The organism is Clostridium merdae, from assembly GCF_900176635.1.
GTDB classification, from domain to species: Bacteria; Bacillota; Clostridia; order Oscillospirales; family Acutalibacteraceae; genus Faecalispora; species Faecalispora merdae.
This window is the reverse complement of the sequence record NZ_FXLN01000003.1, coordinates 47,601-70,760: the sequence shown is the minus strand read 5'-3', so window position 1 is coordinate 70,760 and position 23,160 is coordinate 47,601. Positions and strand designations below refer to the sequence as shown.

Here is a 23,160-nt window from a genome sequence, read left to right as displayed (position 1 = left end):
CATTGTTTTTACAAACTTTATTTATCAATAATTTATTCATCTACTAGTCGGTAACCAACGCCAATTTCGGTTACCACATACCGTGGCTTTGCAGGGTTTTTCTCGATTTTTCGGCGTAAGGCAGCCATCAAAGCGCGCAGAGCCTGTGTGTCGTTCCCGTAGCCGACTCCCCAAACCTCACGAATGATGTATTGGGTTGTTAGAACTTTGCCGCAATTTTTAAAAAGCAGTTGCAGCAAGGTATACTCCATGGGGGTTAAGTGAAGCTCTGCCCCGTTTAAATAGGTCAGCCTTTTTTCCATATCTATCTTTAATTCGCCAACCTGATAGACCGCCTGTGTTTTATCGCCGCCCTGCCTGCGCAGGTGTCGTATTGCAACACGGATGCGTGCTAAAAGCTCTGTGGCGGAAAATGGCTTTGTTAGGTAATCATCCGCTCCGGCGTCGAGCGCCGCCGCCTTTTCTTTATCTTGGTCGCGGGCTGAAACAACAATAATGGGCATGTCGGACCATTCGCGTACCCGTTTAATAATATCCATACCATCGCAGTCCGGCAGACCTAAATCCAGCAGTAAAAGCTCAATTGGCTCTGAGATTAAAAGACTCATGGCACTGTGCCCGTTGTTTGCACACAGGTAAGAAAAACCGTCTTGCTCGAGCGCATAGCTGATAAAGCTTTGAATTTGCTTGTCGTCCTCCACAACCAGTATTTTATGTGCGTGTTCACTCATTGTCTTCTACCTCCAATGGCAGGCTGAATACAAATTCCGCTCCGGGGACATCCGTGCGGTTGCGTGCAAAAATACTTCCGCCGTGTGCTTTTACAATTGTTTCACAAATGGCTAATCCCAATCCAACGCCTTTTCGGGAATCCGCTTCTTTTGCGTGTGAGGTGTAAAACAGCTCAAAAATATGGGGAAGATCGGCTCCACCAATTCCACTGCCGTGGTCACGAACTGTAAATACAGCCGCTTGGTTCATTTTATCTTCTTCCACACTCACGCAAATGTCGCCGGGTGGGTCGGTGTGTTTTACCGCATTCTCCAGCAGGTTGATAAGTGCTTGGCTGATAAGCTTTGCATCCATAGGAACCAGAAAAAGCTCTTCGGGCGCGTGCACTTCAATATCGTAGCCGGGGTGGTGGCGCATCACGTAGCGAGCAGCTCCACCAAGGATTTCTTCAGCGGCTTCCCGCTCTTTTTGGATGGTAAGCCTGCCGTCCTGCAAGCGTGTGAGGCTGAGAATATTTTCGACCAGAGAGTGAAGCCAGCCTGCATCCTTTGAGATTCCCTCCATAAGTTGTCTTCGAGGGTCATCCGCGTTGGTCATGCCGAGCAGCATTTCAGAGGTGCCAATCATACCAGCGAGGGGGGTACGAAGATCGTGTGAGATTGCCCGTAACAAATTCACGCGGTAGCGTTCCTGTACGGTTTCTTCATGGAGGCGAATCTGTTGTGCAGAGGCCGAGAAGCGATCCATCGCCAGTGCGGTGCTTTCAATCATAGAGCGAAGTATGCGTACTTGTGCCGCAGACAAACGCTGTGCGTTCTCTTTTGGCAACCGGATTAACCCCAGTATGGAATCTTCTGCGTAAATTGGCCAGTCACAGAATTCAGGGCCGACTACATAACCTTTATCCAGCTCGGAAAGGCGCTCCAGCAGGCTATTTGTATCTTCTGTTTCACGGTGCAGCACTTGCCCCGGCAGGCACTGAACATAGTTTGAGTCCGGCTTGCCGTCATCATCAAAACAAAGGCAGGCAGCACCGGTGCAAACTGATTTGCTAATGGTATCTGCTGCCATCTCTGCAATTTCCGCATAGGTTTTGGCTTCCGTTAGCAGGTTGGTTAAAGCATATAGGGCACGCGATTCCTGCTCGCGTTCTTTTGCGTTGCGTTCGTTTTTCTTTGCATGGAAGGTTACCATGCTGGTTAACAGAGCCGCTATGCTCATGATAAATAGTGTGACCATATAGCTGGGGGCATTTACAGCAAAGCTGAAATATGGCTCTGTAAATAAATAATTAAATAAAAATGCAGCCAGTACAGAAGCCAGTATGGCAAAAACATAGCTGGAGATTAAAAGCGTGATAAGTAAAACGGCTAAGAAGAATACAATTACAATGTTGGCCTCCGGCAGGCCGAAACCCCGCAGTAGAAAGCCAATTCCTGCTGCTGTAAAGAGCAGGGCTAGTACCAATATGAAGTGTAGTAATACTGTTTTAAGTTGATGTTTTTGAATCATAGTGTGTTTCATTCCTTCTCTGCGAACCTGCAAATCAATGAGCGGGTTGCTTTCTATTCTTACAGTGTATTTCCAACCATAACGGAAAGCAAGAAGATTTGCAAATATTCTTACTATTTTACAAAAAAACGCACGGATATTTCTTTTATCGGATTATCTTTTTGGCTCCAATGAAAAGAACGTTAATGGTAAGAATATCGGGAGAGACGGTGCAATATATAATTAGGAAAAATAATAGAATAAAAACGGTAATTTACCGGTTTGTGACCATGGAAATTGTGATAATAACAAAAATGAAAATTGTTATTGTATTGCATGCGCTACACCTGATAAAATGTTAAAAAAGGATAGAAGATGTGCAATTACAAAAGCGGTAAGACCCTTATTTTTACAATGAGGTGGAGCATATTTTTGAGGAGGTATTAACATGAAAAAATGGATTGGTAAAAAAGTGACTGCGGTTATTATGTGTCTTTTAGTTTCACTTCAAATGCTCCCCTTTGTTGCTATGGCAGACGGTGGCTCAGGGGCTACAACAACAGCGGTTAATCTACTGGAGAAAAGCTACCCCAAGGATTTATTTAAATCTTCGAACCTTTCTGCCAGTATTCCAGATGGAAAAGAGTTATTTAAGTTGTCCTTTGATTTTTCATTGCTCAATGACCAGCTTCAGGCGAAGATGAGAGAAGCTGTAAAAGCAGTGCACCCAGAGCTTGGGGATGAAGAAATTGATGGGATAATCGGGGAATGGAATGACACAGACCCCATTCCTGAAGAATATGCAGCCAAACTGCCAGAAAGCGGATTCACCTTTCAATTGTCTCTAGCTGACAATACCTTTCAGCTGCCAGAAAGCTTGCTTGGAAACCCAAAGGCATTAAAAGTTCAGAGTGGTGAGCTAAAGGACGAACAAGTTGGTACGTATTCCATTACGCAGGCAGATGCAAGCAAACCGAACTTACTGACTGTTACGGCGAAACTCGACCCACGCGTTTATAAGTGGAAAGATGTCTCTGCCGCGGCATCTATCGGGTTCGAGATTACAAAAACCGGTGAAGGCACCAAAGAACCTGTGATTAAGGAAAAAGGGGATAAAATTGACGTTGATGTTAATTTCACTGGTGGTGGAACACAACCCGGTGAGGATGATGAAAAATATACCATTACAAAAACAGCATCCGACATTAGCGCGGCGGATTCAAATCAATTTTTAGCCTATACCATTACTGCGAAGGCACCGGCGAACAAAACTTTGAATGCCATGACCATAGTAGATTCAATCCCAAAGGGATTGGTGGTAACAAAAGTTGAAGTTGAAAGCAGTACACCTGCTGTAATCGATGCCAACGTGTTGCCAGCAGAACAGGCCGAAGCAGGAAAGTATTTCATTGATAAAAATGATAAGCTTACTTATACCATTCCGGATTCTGCGGATGTAACTGAGATTACACTTGCGATTACTACCATGTTAACTTCTGAGAAATACCAGGAGTATATGAAGATTGTAAACGGTTCTCCCACACTTACTTTTAACAATAAAGCGCAGCTGTTTGGGAAGGATCCCTCCAAACCGGAGGCAATTAGTGAACAGGTGACTTCAACATTGAGCGGAAGCTTTATGAATAAAAAGGGTGAGCGAGTTGGTCTGAATAGTCCGGAGTGGAAATGGACGATTACAGCTAACACGTATTTTACGGGTAAGAACGGTACGGTGTATCTAGTCGACTCCATTCAAGGGATCGATCAAACCCATAAATACCTGCTGAATAGCAAGAATGAACTAGAATTCACCGTGAATGATGACGAGCGTACGGCAGTGGTAAGCACGCCCTCTTCTCCAATGACGTATGCAACTATTCTAAAAGCAGGGGAGAATCAAACAAACCTGAAAAATACGCTGGACTTTTTAAGTGAGTTGACAGACTCTGGCTCCAAGGCAATTTATTACACCAATGCCAGCAAGAATGAAGCAATTTTAATCATTCCTATGGCGGAAAGTGAACTAAACAAACCATTGGAGGTCACTTATTCCACGGTGGCAATTGCATCCGCAGATGGTACGTATACCGATAAGAATTTAAAAAATGAAGCTACCATGTTATGGAAAGGTGTTGAATATGACCCCGGAACAGGCGGTACCGGTGGGTCCGAAACCGGGCTACCCTCTTTTTCTTTTAACATAAAAAAAGAATATGAGATGGATTATTCTGTGCTTAAAAAAGAGGCAGGCAACTACCAAAAGAGTAACAGAGAAATGACATGGTCATTTAAAGTCAATTACAGCCACTTAGAAATTAAAAACGCTACTATTACGGATGTACTGCAAGACGATTCGCAGGTTTTTAAAAGCCTTTCCGCAGTGCTGAAGCAAAAGGGTGAAGCGAATAAAACGATTACATTCACAAAGGATGGCACGGATGCACCGTTCTATACGTTAACGCCTGATGAAGAATCGCATACAACTCTCTTGACAATTTCCCTTGGCGATATTGAAGAGGATCAGGTCTATGAGATTACACTGAAAACTACTGTTGTCGACCCGTCAATTCTAAATCAAAACAGCGAAAATGCTGGCAAGCTGACAAACAAAGCAACAATCACAGGGGATGGTTTGCCCTCAGACAAAGACTATTCGAGTACAGCGGAAAAGAGTGTTAGCAACACCATTCTCATAAAAGACAATATCGGCCTTACTACAGATGGTAAGTATACCGATAAAGAAACAAACTACTATGATTATACAAACCACCAGCTTTACTGGCGTGTTACCGTCAACCCAAACCATTCGAGTATTGCGGCGGGAGCTATTTTAACGGATACCGTACCAACCAATACGGAGTTTGGTAAATTGTTAGAGATTAAGCAAATTGCAAAGAATCCGGATGGTTCGAATGGTACGGTAACAACACAAACTGTAAATCAGTTTGTTCCGAGTGATGGCTCCGAAGAGACCATAACAGTCGGTAGTCAGACCATAAAAATGAAGAGTGATGAATTTAGTTCGGATATAATACCACGCCAGAAGGTACAATTTGAGTTCGAAAATGCCTTTGATGATACCTATGTAATGGTTTTTTCCACTATTATAAAGGAGGATTACCGCAGGGAGATTGCAAAGGAACTAAAAGAGTATTCCTTTACAAATGATTGCTCATTGACTGGCGAAATTGTGAATCCCACAGGGAAAGCAAACGGAACCATTGATGCCATTGAAAATGCGACGCATAAGGTTCGCGTTCCTTCTATTGGGAAACAAGGGCAATATGTTTACGGAAAATACAAAGACGATGATTCGGTTTACCGTGTAGACTGGCAGATTTTATTGAACGCCGACGGAGTGGATATGGAGGGTGCCACCCTAACAGATCACCTAAAGGAATGGTTCCAGTTGGATCAAGATTCTCTGTCAATTAAGCAGGTAAATCCAGACAGTATTTCAAGTACGGGCCCCATTACAGGCCCAACATCCTCATTAAAAAAATATGTAATTGGGAATGAGCTGAAAGACCAATTTGCAAATTTAAAAGTATCGAATTCTGGGTTCTCTTTTCAAATTCCCAAAACATATGCCCATACCCCCTTGCTGATCACGTTTACCACTTTGGTGGTCGGTGAAGTGACATCAAAAGATAAAATGTCTAACAGCGCCTCTCTTGCTTGGAGTGGGGGAGATTCAACAGAAACAGGAGAACAGCAGGCCAACGGTGCCCAAACATTGACTATGGATCAGATTGCCAATGCCAACACCAGCGCGCAGCTGCGTATCTTGAAAACCAGTACCAATACCACTGGTACAGAAGAGTCACCCGATTTCCGTTTATCCGGCGCACAGTTTACCCTAACCCAAATGAAACAAGAGGGCGGTAGATGGGTGGTGGATAAAGACACGGAGCTCACAAAAACAACTCCATCGACGGGTAAGATTTTTTTCCTGTATCTTAACAAAAATGTATTGTATCAACTGGAAGAAACACAGGCACCAAGTGGATATTTACGGGATACAACAGTCCGATACTTTGTGTTCACTGAAAATGTCTCTCCAGAAGGATTATATCCTGATGGTACCATAACAAAGAAGGCTGGAACTTACACCAACCCACTTGTGATCAAAAACAAACCCAAAAACAATCAGGGAGAGGGTGCTTATTCATTCTCCTTCTCAAAGCAGAGTGATGATGGGAATCCTGTGCAAGGGGCAAAGTTCACACTAACTGGAGCGAATTTGCAAGCCAAGGAAGCGACCAGCGATCAAGCAGGTTCTGTAAAGTTTGAAAATGTAGACCCCGGCACCTATGAGCTCAAGGAGAGCACCGCTCCGAATGGATTTGAAAAAATCGGCGGAACAATTGCCATCACAATTTCTACAAGTGGTCAACTTTCTATGACGGGGGGCGACTTCTTAACCCATTCGGATGAAACGGGTTATATCGTAACCAATGTTCGTACCCGTGGAACAGTAACGCTACAAAAACAGGATTCCGCTGATTCCGTTCCTGTGTCAGGCGCGAAATTTACAGTGTACAGCAAAATCAGCGACGTCCCGGTGGCTTATCTAACGGAGAGCAATAGTACTACTGGGTTGTACCAGCTTTCCGCTTTGGATATTCCAGCCAAAAACGCTGTGGGTGATTGGTACCTTTCGTCAGATAATCAGTTGATTGTAGGCGATTATTATGTAAAAGAAACCACGACACCTGCGGGTTACCTGCCCGATGTGGATGAGAAAAACAAACTCCATTCGTATGACTTCTCTATCACTACTCAAGGGCAGGCAGTTACAGTTAGCAATAACGGTTCTGTATCAGACTTTTTCAATACCCCCATTGGCTCTATTACGGGTCAAAAAGTGATTGCTGATTCTGGTCTACCATTGGCCGGTGCAACCATTGGCCTGTTTAACGCAGCAGAAACGAATCTGGTGAAAGACAAGGCAATTGCTACGGTTTTGAGTGAAAATGATGGTTCTTTTACTTTCACAAATCTGCTCTATGGAACGTATAAGATTGCCGAAGTGGCGGCACCCAGTAGGTATTTGGTAAATACCAGCGCGGTGTTTACCGTGACGGTGAATCAGAACAAACAGGCGGTTACAATGGATGACAGTGGCACCCCCATTCTAATTGCCAATACCCGTCGCTCCGGCGGCGGTGGAGGTGGTGGCGGAGGTGGTAACCCCGGAGGCGGCAGCGGTGAGGGCTATATCGTGATTCAAAAAACCTCTGAAGATGGCGTGCTCTCCGGCTTTACCTTTGAGATTACGGATGGCAATTCCTATACTCAACGCTTTGTAACCGATGCGGATGGTCGCATTATGACGGGAGAGCTGCCCAAAGGAACGTATACCATCCGTGAAATTGCAGAAGAGGGAGTAACGGACAGATACGAACTCCCCAAAGCGCAGACAGTACGCATCTCAGGAGTTGGCACAAAAATAAACTTTGTCAATAAACTTCGCGAGGAATTCATTCCACCGGAAGAGGTGCCTTTGGGTGGTGGCGGAACAAAACCAACCGAGCCGGTTGAAAACATTCCAGACGACGATGTTCCTAAGGGAGGCGGAACGTTTGGGCCTCAAACAGGCTTTACCGGAGCCTCTCCTTTGTGGGCGCTGCTGTTGGGGCTATCTCTGGCGGGTTTGGGTTATTCCGTTATCTCACTATTGGTAGAGAGAAAAAAGGGACGTTATATTGGCAAATAAGTGGTCGTTAAAACGCCGTTTCGCCGCGGCCGGGTGCATCCTGTTCGGCATAATGGCTTTGGTTTCTGGTAGTGTTTTACTCTTGGATAACCAAAGCCAGAGAGCGGCTGACGAGGAATTTGAGAATTTACGCGGAACAATATCAGTTGTAGTACCTGCCGTCGGGGAGTCCATTACTCCGGCGGCGGTTCCTCAATCTCCCTTTGAAAAGTATGGTTCTCTCGCAAAGAAGAACCCCGATTTTGCTGGTTGGGTTCAAATTGAAGGTACTTCTATTAGTTACCCGGTTATGTTCACGCCCAAAGAGCCAGATTTTTACCTGAATCACGATTTTCAGCGTAAAAACAGTTCTTATGGTGTTCCTTATGCTGATTCCAGGAGCGATTTTACGAAGGGTAACGTGCTTCTCTATGGTCACCATACCAAGAACAAAGGAATATTTGGCGCACTGGTAGCGTATGAGGACAAAGCTTTTTACCAATCGCACCCGGTGATTCAGTTTGATACGCTGAAGCAGTACGGGGAATATCAAATAGCGATGGTGGTAAAAACCACTGCATTGCTGAATAACCCCGATGCCTTTGATTATACACAGGCGGCTTTTCCGAGGAATCAAGAGGAGTTTCACCGCTTTCTTTCAGCGTGTGAAAGGCATGAAATATATAAAACAGGTGTGAAAGTTGCCTTTGATGATTCGCTTCTATTGCTCTCAACCTGTGAGTATTCTAGGGAAGATGGACGCTTGCTAATTGTAGCCAAACAGGTAAAAATAACGGATTTAAAGTAAAATGGGAATTAATATTATTTTTTAGGACAATTTTGTCAATTAAGGTAGATTTTACTGCTCATTTCGTATATAATCAGAATAACGGCAAACGCCGCTTTACGAAAATTAGAAAGGAGCACATAAACATGGAACAAAAATTCTTTATCTGTAAGCATTGCGGTAACTTGGTTGGTATGATTCAAAACTCTGGAGCACCTATGACCTGCTGTGGAGAGAAAATGACGGAGCTGGTTGCGAATACAACCGATGCCGCAACAGAGAAGCACGTACCCGTTGTAACCGTTGATGGAAATACTGTTACTGCGGTTGTTGGCAGCGTAGAGCACCCCATGCAGCCGGAGCATTTTATTCAGTGGATTTATCTGTTGACCTCTACTGGAGGCCACCGCACCGCACTGCAGCCCGGTGAGGCTCCGAAAGCTGTATTTACATTGCAGGATGGTGAGAAGCCGGTTACGGTTTTTGAGTACTGCAACCTGCATGGCCTGTGGAAGACAGAGCTGTAATTACACATAATACATTGATTTATCAGCAGTGAGAAATGTTGTTTGGAACGTCACCGTTCCGTTCTGTTTTGGGCTGCGAAAAAGGCATCTTACTTTGTAAGGTGCCTTTTTTCTGAACTGCATGTTGTAGAGAGAGCTCGTAAAGATAGAGGGGAAAATAGAGTTTTCCTTTATTCCTAAAAAAGATACAATAGCTAGAATCGTATGCTATTGTATAACAAAATAATCAGGGAAAGGGGCATGGAATTGAAGCTTACGGTTCTGGTAGACAATAACACTTATATTAACCAATACTACTTAGGGGAGCCCGGTGCCTGCTATTATATTGAGGACGGCGATGAAAGAATTTTGCTGGACACGGGCTACTCCAATATTGCGGGTAAAAATGCACGCAAAATGGGAATCGACCTTAGTACCCTAACAAAAATCGTATTTTCTCACGGACATAACGACCATACCGGTGGTTTGGAGTTTTTACAAAATGAATACGACTTGTCAAACGTAGAGATTATTTCGCACCCGGACACTTGGAAAGCAAAACGATATGATGCCGATCGCATAGGCGCGGCTTTTACAGAGCAGGAGGTCGGCAAAATCAGTCACCTTACCTTAACCAAAGAGCCCATGCGCCTGAGTGAGCACCTTTATTTTCTTGGGGAAATTCCCACAGTGTGCGATTTTGAGCCTCGCGTGGCTTTGGGAGAGCAAGAAGAGGGACAAGGCTTTTGTGAGGATTATGTAATGGATGATTCCGCTTTAGCCTACCTTGGGGAAGACGGTGTTTTTATCATCACAGGTTGCTCACATAGCGGCATTTGCAATATTATTGAGCAGGCAAAGCGGGTTTGCGGTACACAAACTGTGGCGGGTGTAATCGGCGGTTTTCACTTGTTTCAGGTAAATGAGAGAGTAGAGAAAACAATCGATTATTTTGAAAAATCTGGAATACGAAGGCTTTACCCGTGCCATTGCACCTCGTTTTCCGTGCGTTCGGCGATTCACCAAAAAGTGTCTGTAAAAGAGGTTGGTGTTGGCTTTTCGCTTTCTTTCTAAGAGGTAAAAAAATCTATTTTGCAGAAAAGCTTGACTTCTCGCAATGGGTTGGGTATAATGGACACAAATTGAAAAAACACAAAATACCGGTTGGGCAGAAATGCTGTATTGTTTCTGTTTTCAAGATTTTGAGCTTTAAGGGTGGGAAGCTTCTGTAAAGAAGCATACCATCCTTTTTTGTCGTCTTTTTCCTTTGCTTCTTACAGAGCGGCCTTCTCTTTGGTATCAATTTCGCCGGTAATGGCGTTGAGAGAAAGGGAGGATTTAACATGACTGTGTCGGAAGCCGTATTGGTTGGTGTTTTCTGTATGGCCCTTGTTTTTGGAATCTTGGCGGTGCTATTTATCTTAATTAGTATTTTTACTGTTGGCATCCGTAAGATAGAGAGCAAAAAAACAGAAAAAACAGATCAAAGATAGGGGGAAGGACATTGTTTATTGAGGCGATTCAAACGCTGCTCCAGAGTTCGGGTTTTGCGGCTCTTACCTGGCAAAGCGTTATCATGATTGTATTATCATTAGTACTCATTTATTTTGCGATTGTTAAAAAATTCGAGCCGCTACTCCTCTTGCCGATTGCATTTGGTATGCTGCTCATTAACTTGCCGATTACAGGGCTTATGGACGGACCGGCAAATGGACAAGCCGGCGGTTTGCTCTATTACTTATATCAGGGTGTTAAGCTCGGTATTTACCCGTCACTCATCTTTTTGGGGATTGGTACCATGACCGATTTTGGCCCGTTGATTGCACGCCCCAGCAGCCTGTTTTTGGGTGCGGGAGCACAGTTTGGTATTGTGATTGCTTTTGTTGTGGCAATTGCCTTGGGCTTTACCCCGCAGGAGGCGGCCTCCATTGGTATTATTGGTGGAGCAGACGGCCCCACGGCCATTTACTTAACCTCAAAGCTCGCTCCAGATCTTTTGCCCTCCATTGCGATTGCTGCGTATTCCTATATGGCGCTTATCCCGCTCATTCAGCCTCCGATTATGCGTGCGCTGACTACTAAGAAAGAGCGCGAAATCAAGATGACCCAGCTGCGCGAAGTAAGCAAATTGGAGAAGGTCTGCTTCCCAATTATGGTTACTATCCTCTGCATTTTGCTGCTGCCCTCTGTGGCCCCTCTCATCGGCTTGTTAATGCTGGGTAATCTGTTCAAAGAATCCGGCGTAACCGAGAGACTTTCCAGCACCGCACAAAATGCGCTCATTAATATTATTACCATTTTCCTCGGTGTAACGGTTGGTGCAACTGCAACAGCAGAGCAGTTCCTTAGCCCGTCTACACTCAAGATTATTTTCCTCGGTCTTATGGCGTTCTGCTTTAGCACCGTTGGCGGCCTCTTGCTTGGCAAGCTGATGTGCTTCCTTTCCGGAGGAAAGATTAATCCGCTCATTGGTTCCGCTGGTGTTTCCGCGGTTCCCATGGCTGCCAGAGTTTCTCAGGTTGAGGGGCAAAAGGCAAACCCGGGCAACTATTTGCTCATGCACGCAATGGGCCCGAACGTTGCCGGAGTAATTGGCTCCGCAGTTGCTGCCGGTATTCTGCTGTCACTATTTCAATAAGAGTTCAAGAAACGATTTTTACTTATTTTCCATGCGGGAGAGAGGGAGAACATTAGGTTCCCCCTCCTTCCCATGTTAAAAATAAGTGGAACATACGGAATGCAAAACAGTGCAATATTTTTGCGAAGACAATTCGAATTTTGCCGCTTTCAAATGGCAGATTCGAATTGTTTTTTTATAGTAATAAGCTTAATTTTGGCTACTTTTGTTTTTGATAAAATGAAGCTTGCATTCAATAATTCAAAAAGAAATACTAAATTATAAAACAAAAAATAATAGTTAATTATTTCATAGAAAATATAATCAGGATAGATAAAAAAGACCGTTGTTTTTTTATCTATCCTTTACTTTTTAGGGATTATGTTATACTATTTAATAGGAAATCTGTTGGTTTTTACAATTAGCTTTCCTATAAAAAAGCGCCTTTGCCCAGAAGAGCAAAGACGCTTTTGAATCGAATAAATGCTTATGCTTATGCTTAAAGTGTTTCCGGCTCTTCGTACTCTTCGCCGAAGGTATCTACCGTTACCTTTTTCATAACCTGGTCTTCTTTCGGGCGGTCCTGTGCATTGCGGGGAGAGGCAACAATACGGTCAACCTCTTCAATACCCTCAATAACCTTACCAAAAGCAGCATAGTTGCCATCCAGATAAGGAACATCGCCGGCCATAATAAAGAACTGGGAACCAGCACTGTTCGGGCTGGAGGCACGAGCCATGGAAAGAACACCCTTGGTGTGCTTTAAATCGTTTTTAAAGCCATTCTTTGTAAATTCGCCGTGAATGTGGTGACCGGGGCCTCCCATACCGGTGCCTTCCGGGTCGCCGCCCTGAATCACAAAATCAGGAATGACGCGGTGAAAAATGGTGCCATCGTAAAAGCCTTTCTTTACAAGGGAAATAAAATTGCGCACGGTGTTCGGTGCAACTTCAGGGTATAATTCAGCTTTAATTACACCATTGTTGGTTTCAATTGTTACAACAGGATTCATCTAAAATTCCTCCATTTATTATTTGCTGTTTGCCGCCCGCTCCGTAATGTGCGGCTAATACGGGTGACGGGGATTTTTTCATGCCGGGGGTAGAAAAAATCAGTAGTACTATTATAAACGTTATATGCGGATTCAGCAAGGAAATACAGAATATTAAGAGAAATTAGCAATTATTTTACAGCGGGAGTTCTGCCGTTGTGCAAAAGGAGCAGCAGTATGAGATTGATTTCTTGGAATGTGAACGGACTTCGGGCTTGCCTCAACAAAGGCTTTCTCACGTTTTTTAGTGAGGTAGATGCGGATGTTTTCTGCCTGCAAGAAACAAAAATGCAGGAGGGGCAGGCAGAGCTCAATCTACCGGGGTATTTTCAATACTGGAACTCCGCAGAGAAAAAAGGCTATTCCGGTACGGCGGTATTTACAAAGACAAAGCCGCTTTCCGTTAACTACGATATACAAAACCCCGCACATACCGGGGAAGGCCGCGCTATAACATTGGAGTTTGAGTCTTATTACCTTGTGAATGTATACACGCCCAATTCACAGCGGGAGCTGGTTCGCCTTTCTTACCGCATGGAATGGGAAAATGCCTTTCGTGAGTATGTGATGATGCTGGATGAAAAGAAGCCCGTTATTATATGCGGAGATTTAAACGTAGCCCACCAAGAAATCGATTTGAAAAATGCCAAAAGCAATATTGGTAATTCTGGCTTTTCTTATGAGGAAAGAGGGAAGTTTACCGAGCTCTTGGCGAGCGGATTTTTGGATAGCTACCGAGAGCTGTACCCAGATAAAGCCGGTGCATACACTTGGTGGTCTTACATGTTTAAGGCGCGCCAAAATAATGCCGGGTGGCGTATCGATTACTTCCTCATTTCAGAGCGGCTTCGCGAAAAGCTGGGTGACAGCATAATTTATTCAGATATAGAGGGCAGTGACCACTGTCCCGTAGGGCTGGAGCTGGATTTATAAAAGATTTGAAAAGAAAATCAGCCAATTAGTATAGAAATATTTTTTGGGGCAATTCAGAATTAACGGATGAAAAGGAGATGTGAGTCATGCGCGGTACAGAATGCCATCTGTCAGAACATGAACTGAAATATCTAAAGCTTCTGGCGGTGGAGTATCCGACCATTCAGGCGGTTTGCACTGAGATTATCAACCTTCAGGCGATTTTAAATTTGCCAAAGGGCACCGAGCACTTTATGAGCGACCTTCACGGTGAGTACGATGCCTTTTACCATATAGTGAATAATTGCTCTGGTGTTATTCGCGAGAAGGTAGATTTGGTATTTGGGAAGACGCTCAACGAGCAAGAACGTTCTAAAATTTGCACTCTGATTTATTACCCGGAGCAAAAGCTTCGTTACATTAAGCAGTCGGAAGAGAACATGGATGCATGGTATCAGAAAACGCTGCACCAGTTAATCGGTGTTTGCCGTATCACGGCATCAAAGTATACACGTTCTAAAGTGAGAAAAGCTTTGCCGCCGGAGTTTAGCTACATCATCGACGAACTTTTGCATGCTCAGCCCGGGGAAGACAGCAACCAGCAGGTGTACCATGCAAAAATTATTGATACCATCATCGGCATTAATAATGCGGATGAATTCATAACCGCACTTTGTTCACTCATTAAGCGCCTAGCCGTAGACCACCTTCATATTGTAGGGGATATTTTTGACAGAGGACCCGGCGCAGACCGTATTATGGACTTACTCATGCAGCATCATGCGGTAGATGTTGAGTGGGGTAACCACGATATTCTATGGATGGGTGCGGCCTCCGGCAGTGAGGCGTGCGCCGCCGCCGTTGTGCGCAACACCGTAGCAGGCGGGAACCTTGCCACCTTAGAGAGTGGCTATGGAATTAGCATGCGTGAGCTGGCGATGTTCGCCAAAGAGCAATACCCCGAATGCGACGATTTAAACCATGCGATTCGCAAGGCAATCTCTATTATTCTGTTTAAGCTGGAGGGGCAATTAATTCTCCGGCACCCAGAGTTCCAAATGGAGCACCGTATGCTTCTTCATAAAATCAATTATGAGAATGGCACCATTGAAATTGAGGGTAAAACCTACACGCTCAATACCACGCAGTTCCCAACCATTCACAATGAGTCTCCCTATGAGCTGACGGAAGAAGAAAAGAGCATTCTGCGCGGTCTCTTGGAAGATTTTAAAGAAAGTGACCGTTTGCACCGCCACATGCGATTCTTGTACGCAAAGGGCGGCATGTACAAGTGCTTTAACCAGAACTTGTTGTTCCATGGTTGCATTCCTATGACAAATGACGGTGAGCTGACCAGTGTAAACGTAGGCGGCCGCATTGTTAAGGGAAAAGAGCTGATGGATCTTTCGGATAAAATTGTGCGCCGCGCCTATTTTGCACCGCAAACTGCGGCAGACAAACCGTTTTGCCTGGATTATATGTGGTATTTGTGGAGCGGTAAAGATTCACCACTCTTTGGGCGTGAGAAAATGACGACCTTCGAGCGCATGTTTATTGACGATAAAAGCTCTTGGACGGAGCAGAAAAACCCGTATTACAAGTGGTACAACGAGGAAGAATCTTGTGTGATGCTGCTCAAAGAATTTGGGCTGAACACCCCGTTTTGCCATATCATTAATGGGCATGTACCGGTGCGTGCCGGTGATGGAGAAAGCCCCATTAAGGGCAATGGAAAGCTGATTGTAATTGATGGCGGCTTCTGCGAGGCATACCACCCTACAACGGGGATTGCTGGTTATACACTTATTTATAATTCGCACGGTATGCGCATTAAATCTCACCAGCCATTTGATGGAGTGCGCAGTGCTCTTGAAGAGAATAAAGACATACAGTCTCGTTCCGATATTTTCGAAACGCACTTTGCCCGCATGATGGTTATGGATACGGATAACGGTAACGATATTAGCAACCAGATTTACGATTTAACATTACTGCTCAATGCGTACCGCCAGGGCTTCCTTGCTCCAAAGGTAACAAAATAATTTTTGCCGGGGTCTTGCAGTTTTTGCCTGACCCCGGTATTCTTCTATCAAAAATAAAAGCTTGTTTTGAGATAAGGAGTTTTGATATAATTAGATGAGAAATTCGATGCTGCAATCTACTCTATAATTTAGCAAATGTTCTTTTTTCTTTTCTGGTTCTGCATTCAAATTCCAATAGCTTGTTATTATTCTAGATGGATAAATGGTTAAGGGAGGCGTTTTTATGTATTTAACTTTTTTCGGCGCAGATAAAGAAGTAACCGGAAGCTGCCATTGTGTGGACGCAAACGGCGTTCGTTTTTTGGTGGACTGTGGTTTGCAGCAGGGGCGCGATGAAAAAGACAATCGCTCACTGCCGTTTTTGCCTATTTCCGTGGATTTTGTTATTTGCACCCATGCACATATTGACCATAGTGGCAGGCTCCCTTTATTAGCAAAGCAAGGGTTCAAAGGTAAAATTTATGCGACGGGTAAAACCTGTGAGCTGCTTTCCATAATGCTGCGAGACAGCGCGCACATTCAAGATATGGATGCGACAAACGAAAATCGCAAGGGCAAGCGTGCCGGGCTTGAGCTGGTAGAGCCTCTCTACACCATGGAAGATGTTGAAACTACTCTTTCATTTTTAGAGCCGCATGAATATGGCGAAATTTTTGAGCCAGCACCGGGCATTAAAATTCGTTTTTCGGATGCCGGTCATCTGCTAGGCTCTGCATTTACAGAGGCTTGGCTCACCGAGAGTGATGTAACGAAAAAGGTTGTTTTCTCAGGAGATATTGGAAATAAAAATCAACCGTTAATTCGCAACCCGCAATATGTTACCGAAGCGGATTTTGCCATAATGGAGTCTACCTATGGGTTAAAGCAGCACGAGCATGTGGATGACTATACGCCCCAGCTGGCAGAGCTAATTGATAAAACGCTTGCCAATGGCGGCAATGTGGTAATTCCTGCATTTGCGGTCGGAAGAACACAGGAGGTTCTCTATTTTATACGTGAGATTAAAGAGCGGCATCTGGTGAAAAGCTTCCCCGATTTCCCAGTATATGTGGACAGCCCCCTCGCCGCAGAAGCAACACGTATTTTCAGCGGTGACCTTACCGGCTACGCGGATGAAGAAACACTGGAAATTCTTCGTTCGGGTTTTAAACCGATTTCCTTTTCCAACCTCAAAATCAGCCAGAGTGTGGAAGATTCCCGTGCACTCAACTTTGATAAAACGCCCAAGGTGATTATTTCTTCCAGTGGTATGTGCGAAGCGGGGCGGATTCGCCACCATCTAAAGCACAACCTTTGGAGGCCGGAGTGTGCAGTTCTATTTGTTGGCTACCAGGCAAACGGTACACTGGGACGCTTGCTGGTAGACGGCATTAAAGAAGTAAAGCTGTTTGGGGAAGAGATTACTGTGCAGGCGCAAATCTATAACTTCCGCGCGCTCAGCGGCCATGCCGACCACGATGGTCTCCTTGAGTGGCTGCGTGCATTTCAGCCAAAGCCACAGCGAGTGTTTATTGTGCATGGGGAACGTGAAACCTGCTTGGCATTTTCGGAAGAGCTCGATGATTTGGGCTACGAAGTGTATGTTCCTAACTTTGAAGCCCGCTTTGACCTGCTGGCAGACAAAGAGCTGGATTTTGGCGTAGATGTATCTTTGCAGCGGGATGAGCAGCCCCAAAAGGCGAAAGCGCGCAGGCTTGTATCTGCATTTCAGCGCCTGTTATCTGCGGAGCGCCAGCTTTACCAAACCATTCTACGCAATGAGGGCGGCACCAATAAGGATTTAGCGCGTTTTACCGACCAGATTTTGGCCCTCGCAAAAAAGTGGGAGAGATAGTAATTCGAGCCACTTAATAAATAGGCCAACACTTGAACCAATGAATAAGAAAAAGGACGCACAGATTGAATGTTCAATCTGTGCGTCCTTTTGTTTTAATTTATTTTGTGTTTCTCACGCCGTTCGCATCAATCGCATAACCGTCGATGGTGGTGCTTCTCGCAAGTGTGCCATCAGCGTTTAAATAATACCATTTTCCGTCTATCTGAAGCCACTTGCCGGTTACCATGTTCCCGTAGGTGTCGAAGTAGTAGGTTTTGTTGGTCCCATCTACGGTAATGTTCCCAAAGCCTACCAGCAGTTTATTGCCGGAGTAATACCGCATATTACCGCCATTCTGTACCCAGCCGGTTTTCAGCGTTCCATCGGTGCCAAAGAAATAGATTGCGCCATCAATGGTCTGTGTACCGGTGAGTGCCTCGCCATTTTTATAATACTCGTATTGCCCCGCATCGTTCAGAGCCCAGCCCTGTGTTGTTGCGGGCGAAATGGTCAGCCTAATATAACGGTGGAGCATGACAGCGACCTCCGCACGGGTGGGGGTGGATTTCGGGTGAAACTGGTTTTCGCTACCACTCATCAAAATGCCTGCCTGCTGCATCGCTGTGACTGCTGTTTTGTAGGTGTTCCCGACGCTTCCCGCATCGGCATACGTTACAGCGGCGCGGGTTACGGGCAGGGTGTAGCCGGTGGCTTTGGTAAAGTTTGTAAAGATAACCGCAATTTCCTCACGGGTAATTGCTTGGTCAGGGGCGAACAGATTACCGCTTATCCCCTGTAGGATGCCCTTACTGTATCCCCACTCAATGTAGGGGCGCCACGCGCTGTCTGATTTAACATCGGAAAAGTGGTTCCCAGTATAAGCCTTGGTATCAATATTTGCCAGCTTGCCGAGGGCCGTTACCAACGCCTCCCGTGTGATGGCAGTGTTGGGGGCAAAGGTGGTTTCTGTTGTGCCGGAGAGAAGCCCTCTGCCAACAACATAATCAATGGCATCCTTGCCCCAATGGTCTCCAATATCGGTAAACTTGGCGCTTGGGGCTGTGTAGCCCACGCCATACACTGAGAGGTAGTTAGTGGGTATCAACAGTCTTTTGCTGTTTGCGTCATAGGCGGAGCCGGGGATGCGCTGTGCTTTGCCGTTTGTATCCACATACACGCCAAACAGGTATCCAACAGTCTCGTTCTTACTCGGTGTGTAGGGGATGGAAAGGGTAGCGGTTCCGTTAGAAAGACTGGTTACATTCACGGTTTTGCCGTCCTTACTGGTTTGGGTGGTGATGCTGTATGTGGGTCTGTTCCCCAGTAGTGATTTTGCTTCGCTAGATAACCCGTTCGCCGGGGAAATGGTAATGCTAATGTTACCACCGCCGCTTTGCCTCAAAATTTGATTCAGGGCGTTCTTATCAAGGCCAAGGTTAACCGGTGCCCCGTTTACCTCCAGTAAGTTTACTCCTGCACCCACAAGGCAATTCAATGAGTTTTGGGTCAAATTCGTAGTAAGTGAGGTGGTTTGCTTGGGCATGGTGATATTGAGTGCGACGGTAATGCTGTGTGTGGTTCTGCCCTGAACCTTTAAGAGGGCATCGGTAAGGGAATTCTCAGGGATGGTGGCAATTGCCGTGCCGTTTTTACTTGCTGAGACCACCACAGGAACCGTTACAGTTACTGGTTGGTCGAGGGGGATTTCGGGTGTTGCAGTCACCGTGCTGCCGGAGCTGCCTGCGCCGCCATTATAGAACCAGTTGGCCGTTATGGTTAAATCGGAAGTTACATTAGAAAGGTCTTTGTCCCAGCCAGCAAAGGTATAGTTGCTGCGAGAGACGATGGGTGGCCTTGCGGATTCGCCCCTTGCAACCATCTGAATGAGCTCTCCGCCGCCATTGCGGTTGCCGCCGTTTAAGAGGAACGTGACGGTGTAGGGAGTCTGATGTCCAAAGTAGAAGTTTTTCGTAATGATCTTATCGAGGCCTGTTATGTCAGCTTCCGAAGAAATGTAGTTGTTAGAGCATTGTAGGTGTTCCAACGCCAACAGGCCGGTCACATTCAGTTTACTAATTTGATTTTGAGAACAGTATAGAGTTTCCAGTCTTTCTAGGCCGGTCAGATTGAGTTCGCGAAGCTGGTTGCTAGAGCATTCTAGGTCTTCCAGCGCCAACAGGCCGGTCACATTCAGTTTACTAATTTGATTTTGAGGGCAGCATAGATTTTTCAGCCTTTCTAGTCCAGTCACATTGAGTTCGCGAAGCTGGTTGCTAGAGCATTCTAGGCGTTCCAGCGCCAACAGGCCGGTCACATTCAGTTTACTAATTTGATTTTGAGAGCAATATAGATTTTCCAGCCTTTCTAGGCCGGTCACATTGAGTTCGCAAAGCTGGTTGCTGTTGCAGAGCAGGGTTTGCAGCGCTGGCAGGCCACTCAAGTTCAGTTCGCGAAGCTGGTTGCTGTAGCAGTAGAGTTGTTTTAAAGCCGTTAGGTCGGTCACATTTAGTTCGCGAAGCTGGTTGCTGTAGCAGTAGAGTTCTTTTAAAGCCGTTAATCCGTTCGCATTTAGTTCGCGAAGCTGGTTGCTCAAGCAGAGCAGGGTTTGCAGCGCTGTCAGGCCGCTTACATTCAGTTCACTAATCTGGTTGTTGGAGCAGTCTAGGGTTATCAGTTTACTTAGGCTGCTCACATTCAGTTCACTAATCTGGTTGTTGGAGCAGATCAAAGTCGTTAGAGAGGTAAAATGTTCAATGCCTGTAAGGTCGGCAATCTGTAGATTGGACATATTGAAAAACCAAAACATAGCGATTTCGTCTTGCGTTAGTATATCATCGGCCGCTGCCTCCTTGGTAATAGCATTGCTTTTCAGCCAATCCCGGAACTTTTCATCCGGGAAATTCGTTTCGTTAATAATAATATCATCAGTTTTGGTACTTAGGGGCATAATCGCGCCTTTCGGTGCGAGTGCCGGTTCCTTTGCATCCCCCACCTTCACGGTGATGGTAGGGGCTTCTACACCTGATTTTATGGTCAAGCCCTCGGGTAGTTTCAGCTTCGGGGTAAAGGTATAATCCCCCTCGGTGTTGCCGTCATAGGCGGGGGTGGAGTCCCAGCCTGATACCGGCACGGTAGTTTCTATTGATTTTTCTTCCGGTACGGTTTCTTCCTCGGCAACACTTTCCGTAGAAGCGTCACTTGTAGGAGCGTCACTTGTAGGAGCGTCACTTGTAGGAGTGTCACTCGTAGGGGAGTCACTCGTAGGAGCATCACTTGTAGGGGCGTCACTCGTAGAAGTGTCACCCGTAGGAGCGTCACTCGTAGGAGCGTCACTCGTTGATGTGTTGTAGCTGCTTACATCGGCCTTTATGGCGGAGCTACTGGTAACCATAACCGACAATTTGTTTGGCAGGTTCAGCTCGCTCTCGGCTGTGCCTTTTTCCACCGCTTGCGTGGATATATCGCTATCTAACTCCGCAAAAGAGGTGATAGTTCCGCTTTCACCCGTAGGTGCGGCGGATTCTGTTTCACCTGTTTCAGCAAATGCCGCAATGGGCAGCATAGTTAGTACCATGCACACTGCTAGAAATAGGCTGCCGATTTGTTTCCGTTTTCGTTTCATGTTATGAATTCCCTCCTCGTTCTTGCCGGGGTATAAAAATAGTTGGCTTGCAGTACCGCATGGTGCTTTGTGGGTTTTCTCCCCCCGTAAAACGCTGTGGCCATTGGATTCTGGTGGGGCAGAAGCTCCAATCTTACAGGGTGTTTATAGCTGCGTTTTTTCAGGAAGACGATGTGCAGGTTGGTATTCTTCGCTTGGTAATATTTTGAAAAAAGTATAGCATATTTTATGAAATAATAAAATTAGTTTTGTTTGCAATTCTCAATAAATTTTGATTGCAAAAGGTTCTATATATTCTACCGGAAAGCGATTACCCGTGCGCGTGTTTGCGAGACACCATTGGCTATAGGCTATGTAGTTGGGATAAATTAACAACAAATATATCAATAAAGAATCAATATTGTACAAAGATATGAAAATTGGTTAGAAAGTGGAAAAAAATAGATGAAATAGTACGAAAACTGTGATATGCTTATCTCGTAAAATCCTCTGCGGCAAAATACTTTAAAACAAGGATGAGAAAAATGGATATTAAAGCATTTTTAGATTTGGACATGCTGCAAAAGATTCAAGATTTGTTTTCAGATGCTACCGGGCTGGCTGCAATAGCGGTAGATTCGCAAGGGAACTACATTACAAAGGGCAGTAATTTTACCGATTTTTGTATGAAATACACCCGTGGCGTAGAGGAAGGCCAGCGGCGCTGCGTAAAATGCGATAATGAGGGAGCTGGAACCTATTTCTGTCATGCCGGACTAATGGATTTTGCTTCGGACATTATTGTGGAGGGAGAAAAGGTAGGTGCGATTATCGGTGGGCAAGTGCTGCCCGGAACGCCGGATTTGGAGCATATTAGGCAGATAGCGCGGGAGCTGGGAATTAATGAAGACCGTTACATTGAGGCGGTGCAGACAGTGCCGGTCCGTTCTGAGAAGATGATTCGATCGGCGGCAAATTTATTGAGCCTGTTTGTAAACCAATTAGTGAACCTCGAATATTTACGAAAGCTGAATTCTAAAAAGATAGAGGTTTTTGATAAAGAAATTGAGGGTTCTCTAGAAGAGATAAAAAAGATACAGGCAATGACACGGGATTTGCAGCAGGTAGCAACTATGGAACGCATTTTGGCACTCAATGCATCAGTTGAGGCTGCTCATGCGGGAAAGGCTGGCTTGGGGTTCTCGGTTGTTGCAGAAGAGATTGGAAATTTATCACAGCGGTCTTCCAACGTGTACCAAGAGATTTTCGATTTGGTTGGCTCCGTGCAGGAATCCATTACGAATATGAGCACGGTAAAAGTATAATACATAATGCTAAAAGAGGAGTCTGGAATAAACCAGACTCCTCTTTTATATGAGGGCGTTTTATAAGCTTGTCACGCAAATTATTCAATTCTCTTCGTAATATTAGTTTCATCGATATTCTTTTTTTTGAGTAAATCCCGAATTTCCGTTAGAAGCTCTTCTTCCTTACTTAGTACGGGTACCTCCGGTTCGGCGGGTTCTTCATCCTTCTTTTGGCGTAGCCGGTTCATCAGTTTAATCATAATAAAAATGACGAGTGCGGTTATCACAAAATCCAGTATGTTTTGTACAAACGCGCCGTAGGCAATTACAATGTCCTTGCCTCCAAACGCATCCGGTATTTTCAAAGCAAGGTCACTTAAATTAATTTTTCCGGTAATTGCCGAAAGCACGGGGGTTATAATATTGGTAACCAAAGAGGTTGTAATTTTACCAAAAGCACCACCAATGATAACACCGACTGCCAAATCGATGACATTGCCCCGCATTGCAAATTCTTTAAATTCCTGGACGAACTTTTTCACGTGTTGTTCCTCCTGTTTTAACATAAGTATCACTCCAAAGTTGCTGAGGCTAAAAACA

Annotated in this window: 15 protein-coding genes and 1 other annotated feature; of the genes, 10 read left to right on the top strand and 5 right to left on the bottom strand. The window is 45.2% G+C overall.

The features are described 5' to 3' along the window. Positions 1 to 32 precede the first annotated feature (32 nt). Together CAN90_RS02230 and CAN90_RS02225 are read right to left on the bottom strand one after the other, a co-directional pair. Entirely contained in the window at positions 33 to 731 is a 699-nt protein-coding gene (locus CAN90_RS02230) for a response regulator (RefSeq protein WP_085832210.1), read from the bottom strand. Continuing rightward, positions 724 to 2,244, bottom strand: a complete 1,521-nt coding sequence (locus CAN90_RS02225; RefSeq protein WP_242953552.1) for an ATP-binding protein — start codon at positions 2,242 to 2,244, stop codon at positions 724 to 726. The genes CAN90_RS02230 and CAN90_RS02225 overlap by 8 nt, the downstream gene beginning before the upstream one ends. Positions 2,245 to 2,671: 427 nt before the next feature. On the opposite strand from CAN90_RS02225, the gene CAN90_RS02220 reads away from it, so the two are divergent. The 6 genes from CAN90_RS02220 (at position 2,672) to CAN90_RS02195 (ending at position 11,852) form a co-directional block, all read left to right on the top strand. Next, entirely contained in the window at positions 2,672 to 7,942 is a 5,271-nt protein-coding gene (locus tag CAN90_RS02220; protein ID WP_085832208.1) for a SpaA isopeptide-forming pilin-related protein, read from the top strand. Beyond that, positions 7,932 to 8,729, top strand: a complete 798-nt coding sequence (locus CAN90_RS02215; RefSeq protein ID WP_242953551.1) for a class B sortase — start codon at positions 7,932 to 7,934, stop codon at positions 8,727 to 8,729. The genes CAN90_RS02220 and CAN90_RS02215 overlap by 11 nt, the downstream gene beginning before the upstream one ends. Before the next feature lie 125 nt (positions 8,730 to 8,854). Further along, positions 8,855 to 9,235 carry a desulfoferrodoxin family protein gene (locus CAN90_RS02210; RefSeq protein WP_479723225.1) on the top strand — a complete coding sequence of 127 codons (381 nt, stop codon included), beginning with the start codon at positions 8,855 to 8,857 and terminating at the stop codon, positions 9,233 to 9,235. Between the two features lie 246 nt (positions 9,236 to 9,481). Continuing rightward, a complete protein-coding gene (locus CAN90_RS02205; RefSeq protein WP_085832800.1) occupies positions 9,482 to 10,288 on the top strand; it encodes an MBL fold metallo-hydrolase in 807 nt (268 codons plus the stop codon). A gap of 88 nt (positions 10,289 to 10,376) precedes the next feature. Then, positions 10,377 to 10,439, top strand: a sequence feature (sodium ion sensor (DUF1646 type); this cis-regulatory element may regulate processes involved in with the transportation of sodium ions). 118 nt (positions 10,440 to 10,557) lie between these two features. After that, on the top strand, positions 10,558 to 10,707 hold the full coding sequence (locus tag CAN90_RS02200; protein WP_085832207.1) for an OadG family protein: 150 nt from the start codon (positions 10,558 to 10,560) through the stop codon (positions 10,705 to 10,707). Positions 10,708 to 10,718: 11 nt separating this feature from the next. After that, complete coding sequence (locus CAN90_RS02195) at positions 10,719 to 11,852, top strand: sodium ion-translocating decarboxylase subunit beta (RefSeq protein ID WP_085832206.1); 1,134 nt, start codon at positions 10,719 to 10,721, stop codon at positions 11,850 to 11,852. A 478-nt stretch (positions 11,853 to 12,330) separates the two neighbouring features. On the opposite strand, the gene CAN90_RS02185 is transcribed toward CAN90_RS02195, so the two are convergent. Further along, on the bottom strand, positions 12,331 to 12,843 hold the full coding sequence (locus CAN90_RS02185) for a peptidylprolyl isomerase (protein WP_085832204.1): 513 nt from the start codon (positions 12,841 to 12,843) through the stop codon (positions 12,331 to 12,333). Positions 12,844 to 13,059: 216 nt separating this feature from the next. On the opposite strand from CAN90_RS02185, the gene CAN90_RS02180 reads away from it, so the two are divergent. The 3 genes from CAN90_RS02180 (at position 13,060) to CAN90_RS02170 (ending at position 17,670) form a co-directional block, all read left to right on the top strand. Further along, complete coding sequence (locus tag CAN90_RS02180; RefSeq protein WP_085832203.1) at positions 13,060 to 13,815, top strand: exodeoxyribonuclease III; 756 nt, start codon at positions 13,060 to 13,062, stop codon at positions 13,813 to 13,815. A gap of 86 nt (positions 13,816 to 13,901) precedes the next feature. Further along, complete coding sequence (locus tag CAN90_RS02175) at positions 13,902 to 15,836, top strand: fructose-1,6-bisphosphatase (RefSeq protein ID WP_085832202.1); 1,935 nt, start codon at positions 13,902 to 13,904, stop codon at positions 15,834 to 15,836. A gap of 223 nt (positions 15,837 to 16,059) precedes the next feature. Next, on the top strand, positions 16,060 to 17,670 hold the full coding sequence (locus CAN90_RS02170) for an MBL fold metallo-hydrolase RNA specificity domain-containing protein (protein ID WP_085832201.1): 1,611 nt from the start codon (positions 16,060 to 16,062) through the stop codon (positions 17,668 to 17,670). 100 nt (positions 17,671 to 17,770) lie between these two features. Here the strand turns inward: CAN90_RS02170 and CAN90_RS02165 are convergent, their stop codons facing one another. Next, the gene (locus CAN90_RS02165) at positions 17,771 to 21,274 is read right to left on the bottom strand and encodes an S-layer homology domain-containing protein (RefSeq protein WP_085832200.1); all 3,504 of its coding nucleotides are present in this window, start codon (positions 21,272 to 21,274) and stop codon (positions 17,771 to 17,773) included. Positions 21,275 to 21,798: 524 nt separating this feature from the next. Between CAN90_RS02165 and CAN90_RS13855 the strand changes: the two genes are divergently transcribed. Then, complete coding sequence (locus CAN90_RS13855) at positions 21,799 to 22,578, top strand: PocR ligand-binding domain-containing protein (RefSeq protein WP_085832199.1); 780 nt, start codon at positions 21,799 to 21,801, stop codon at positions 22,576 to 22,578. Positions 22,579 to 22,658: 80 nt separating this feature from the next. Here CAN90_RS13855 and mscL read toward each other — a convergent pair whose 3' ends face one another. Beyond that, positions 22,659 to 23,126 (bottom strand): large-conductance mechanosensitive channel protein MscL, encoded by a 468-nt coding sequence (mscL, locus tag CAN90_RS02155; RefSeq protein WP_085832198.1) that lies wholly within the window; start codon positions 23,124 to 23,126, stop codon positions 22,659 to 22,661. Between the last annotated feature and the right edge of the window lie 34 nt (positions 23,127 to 23,160).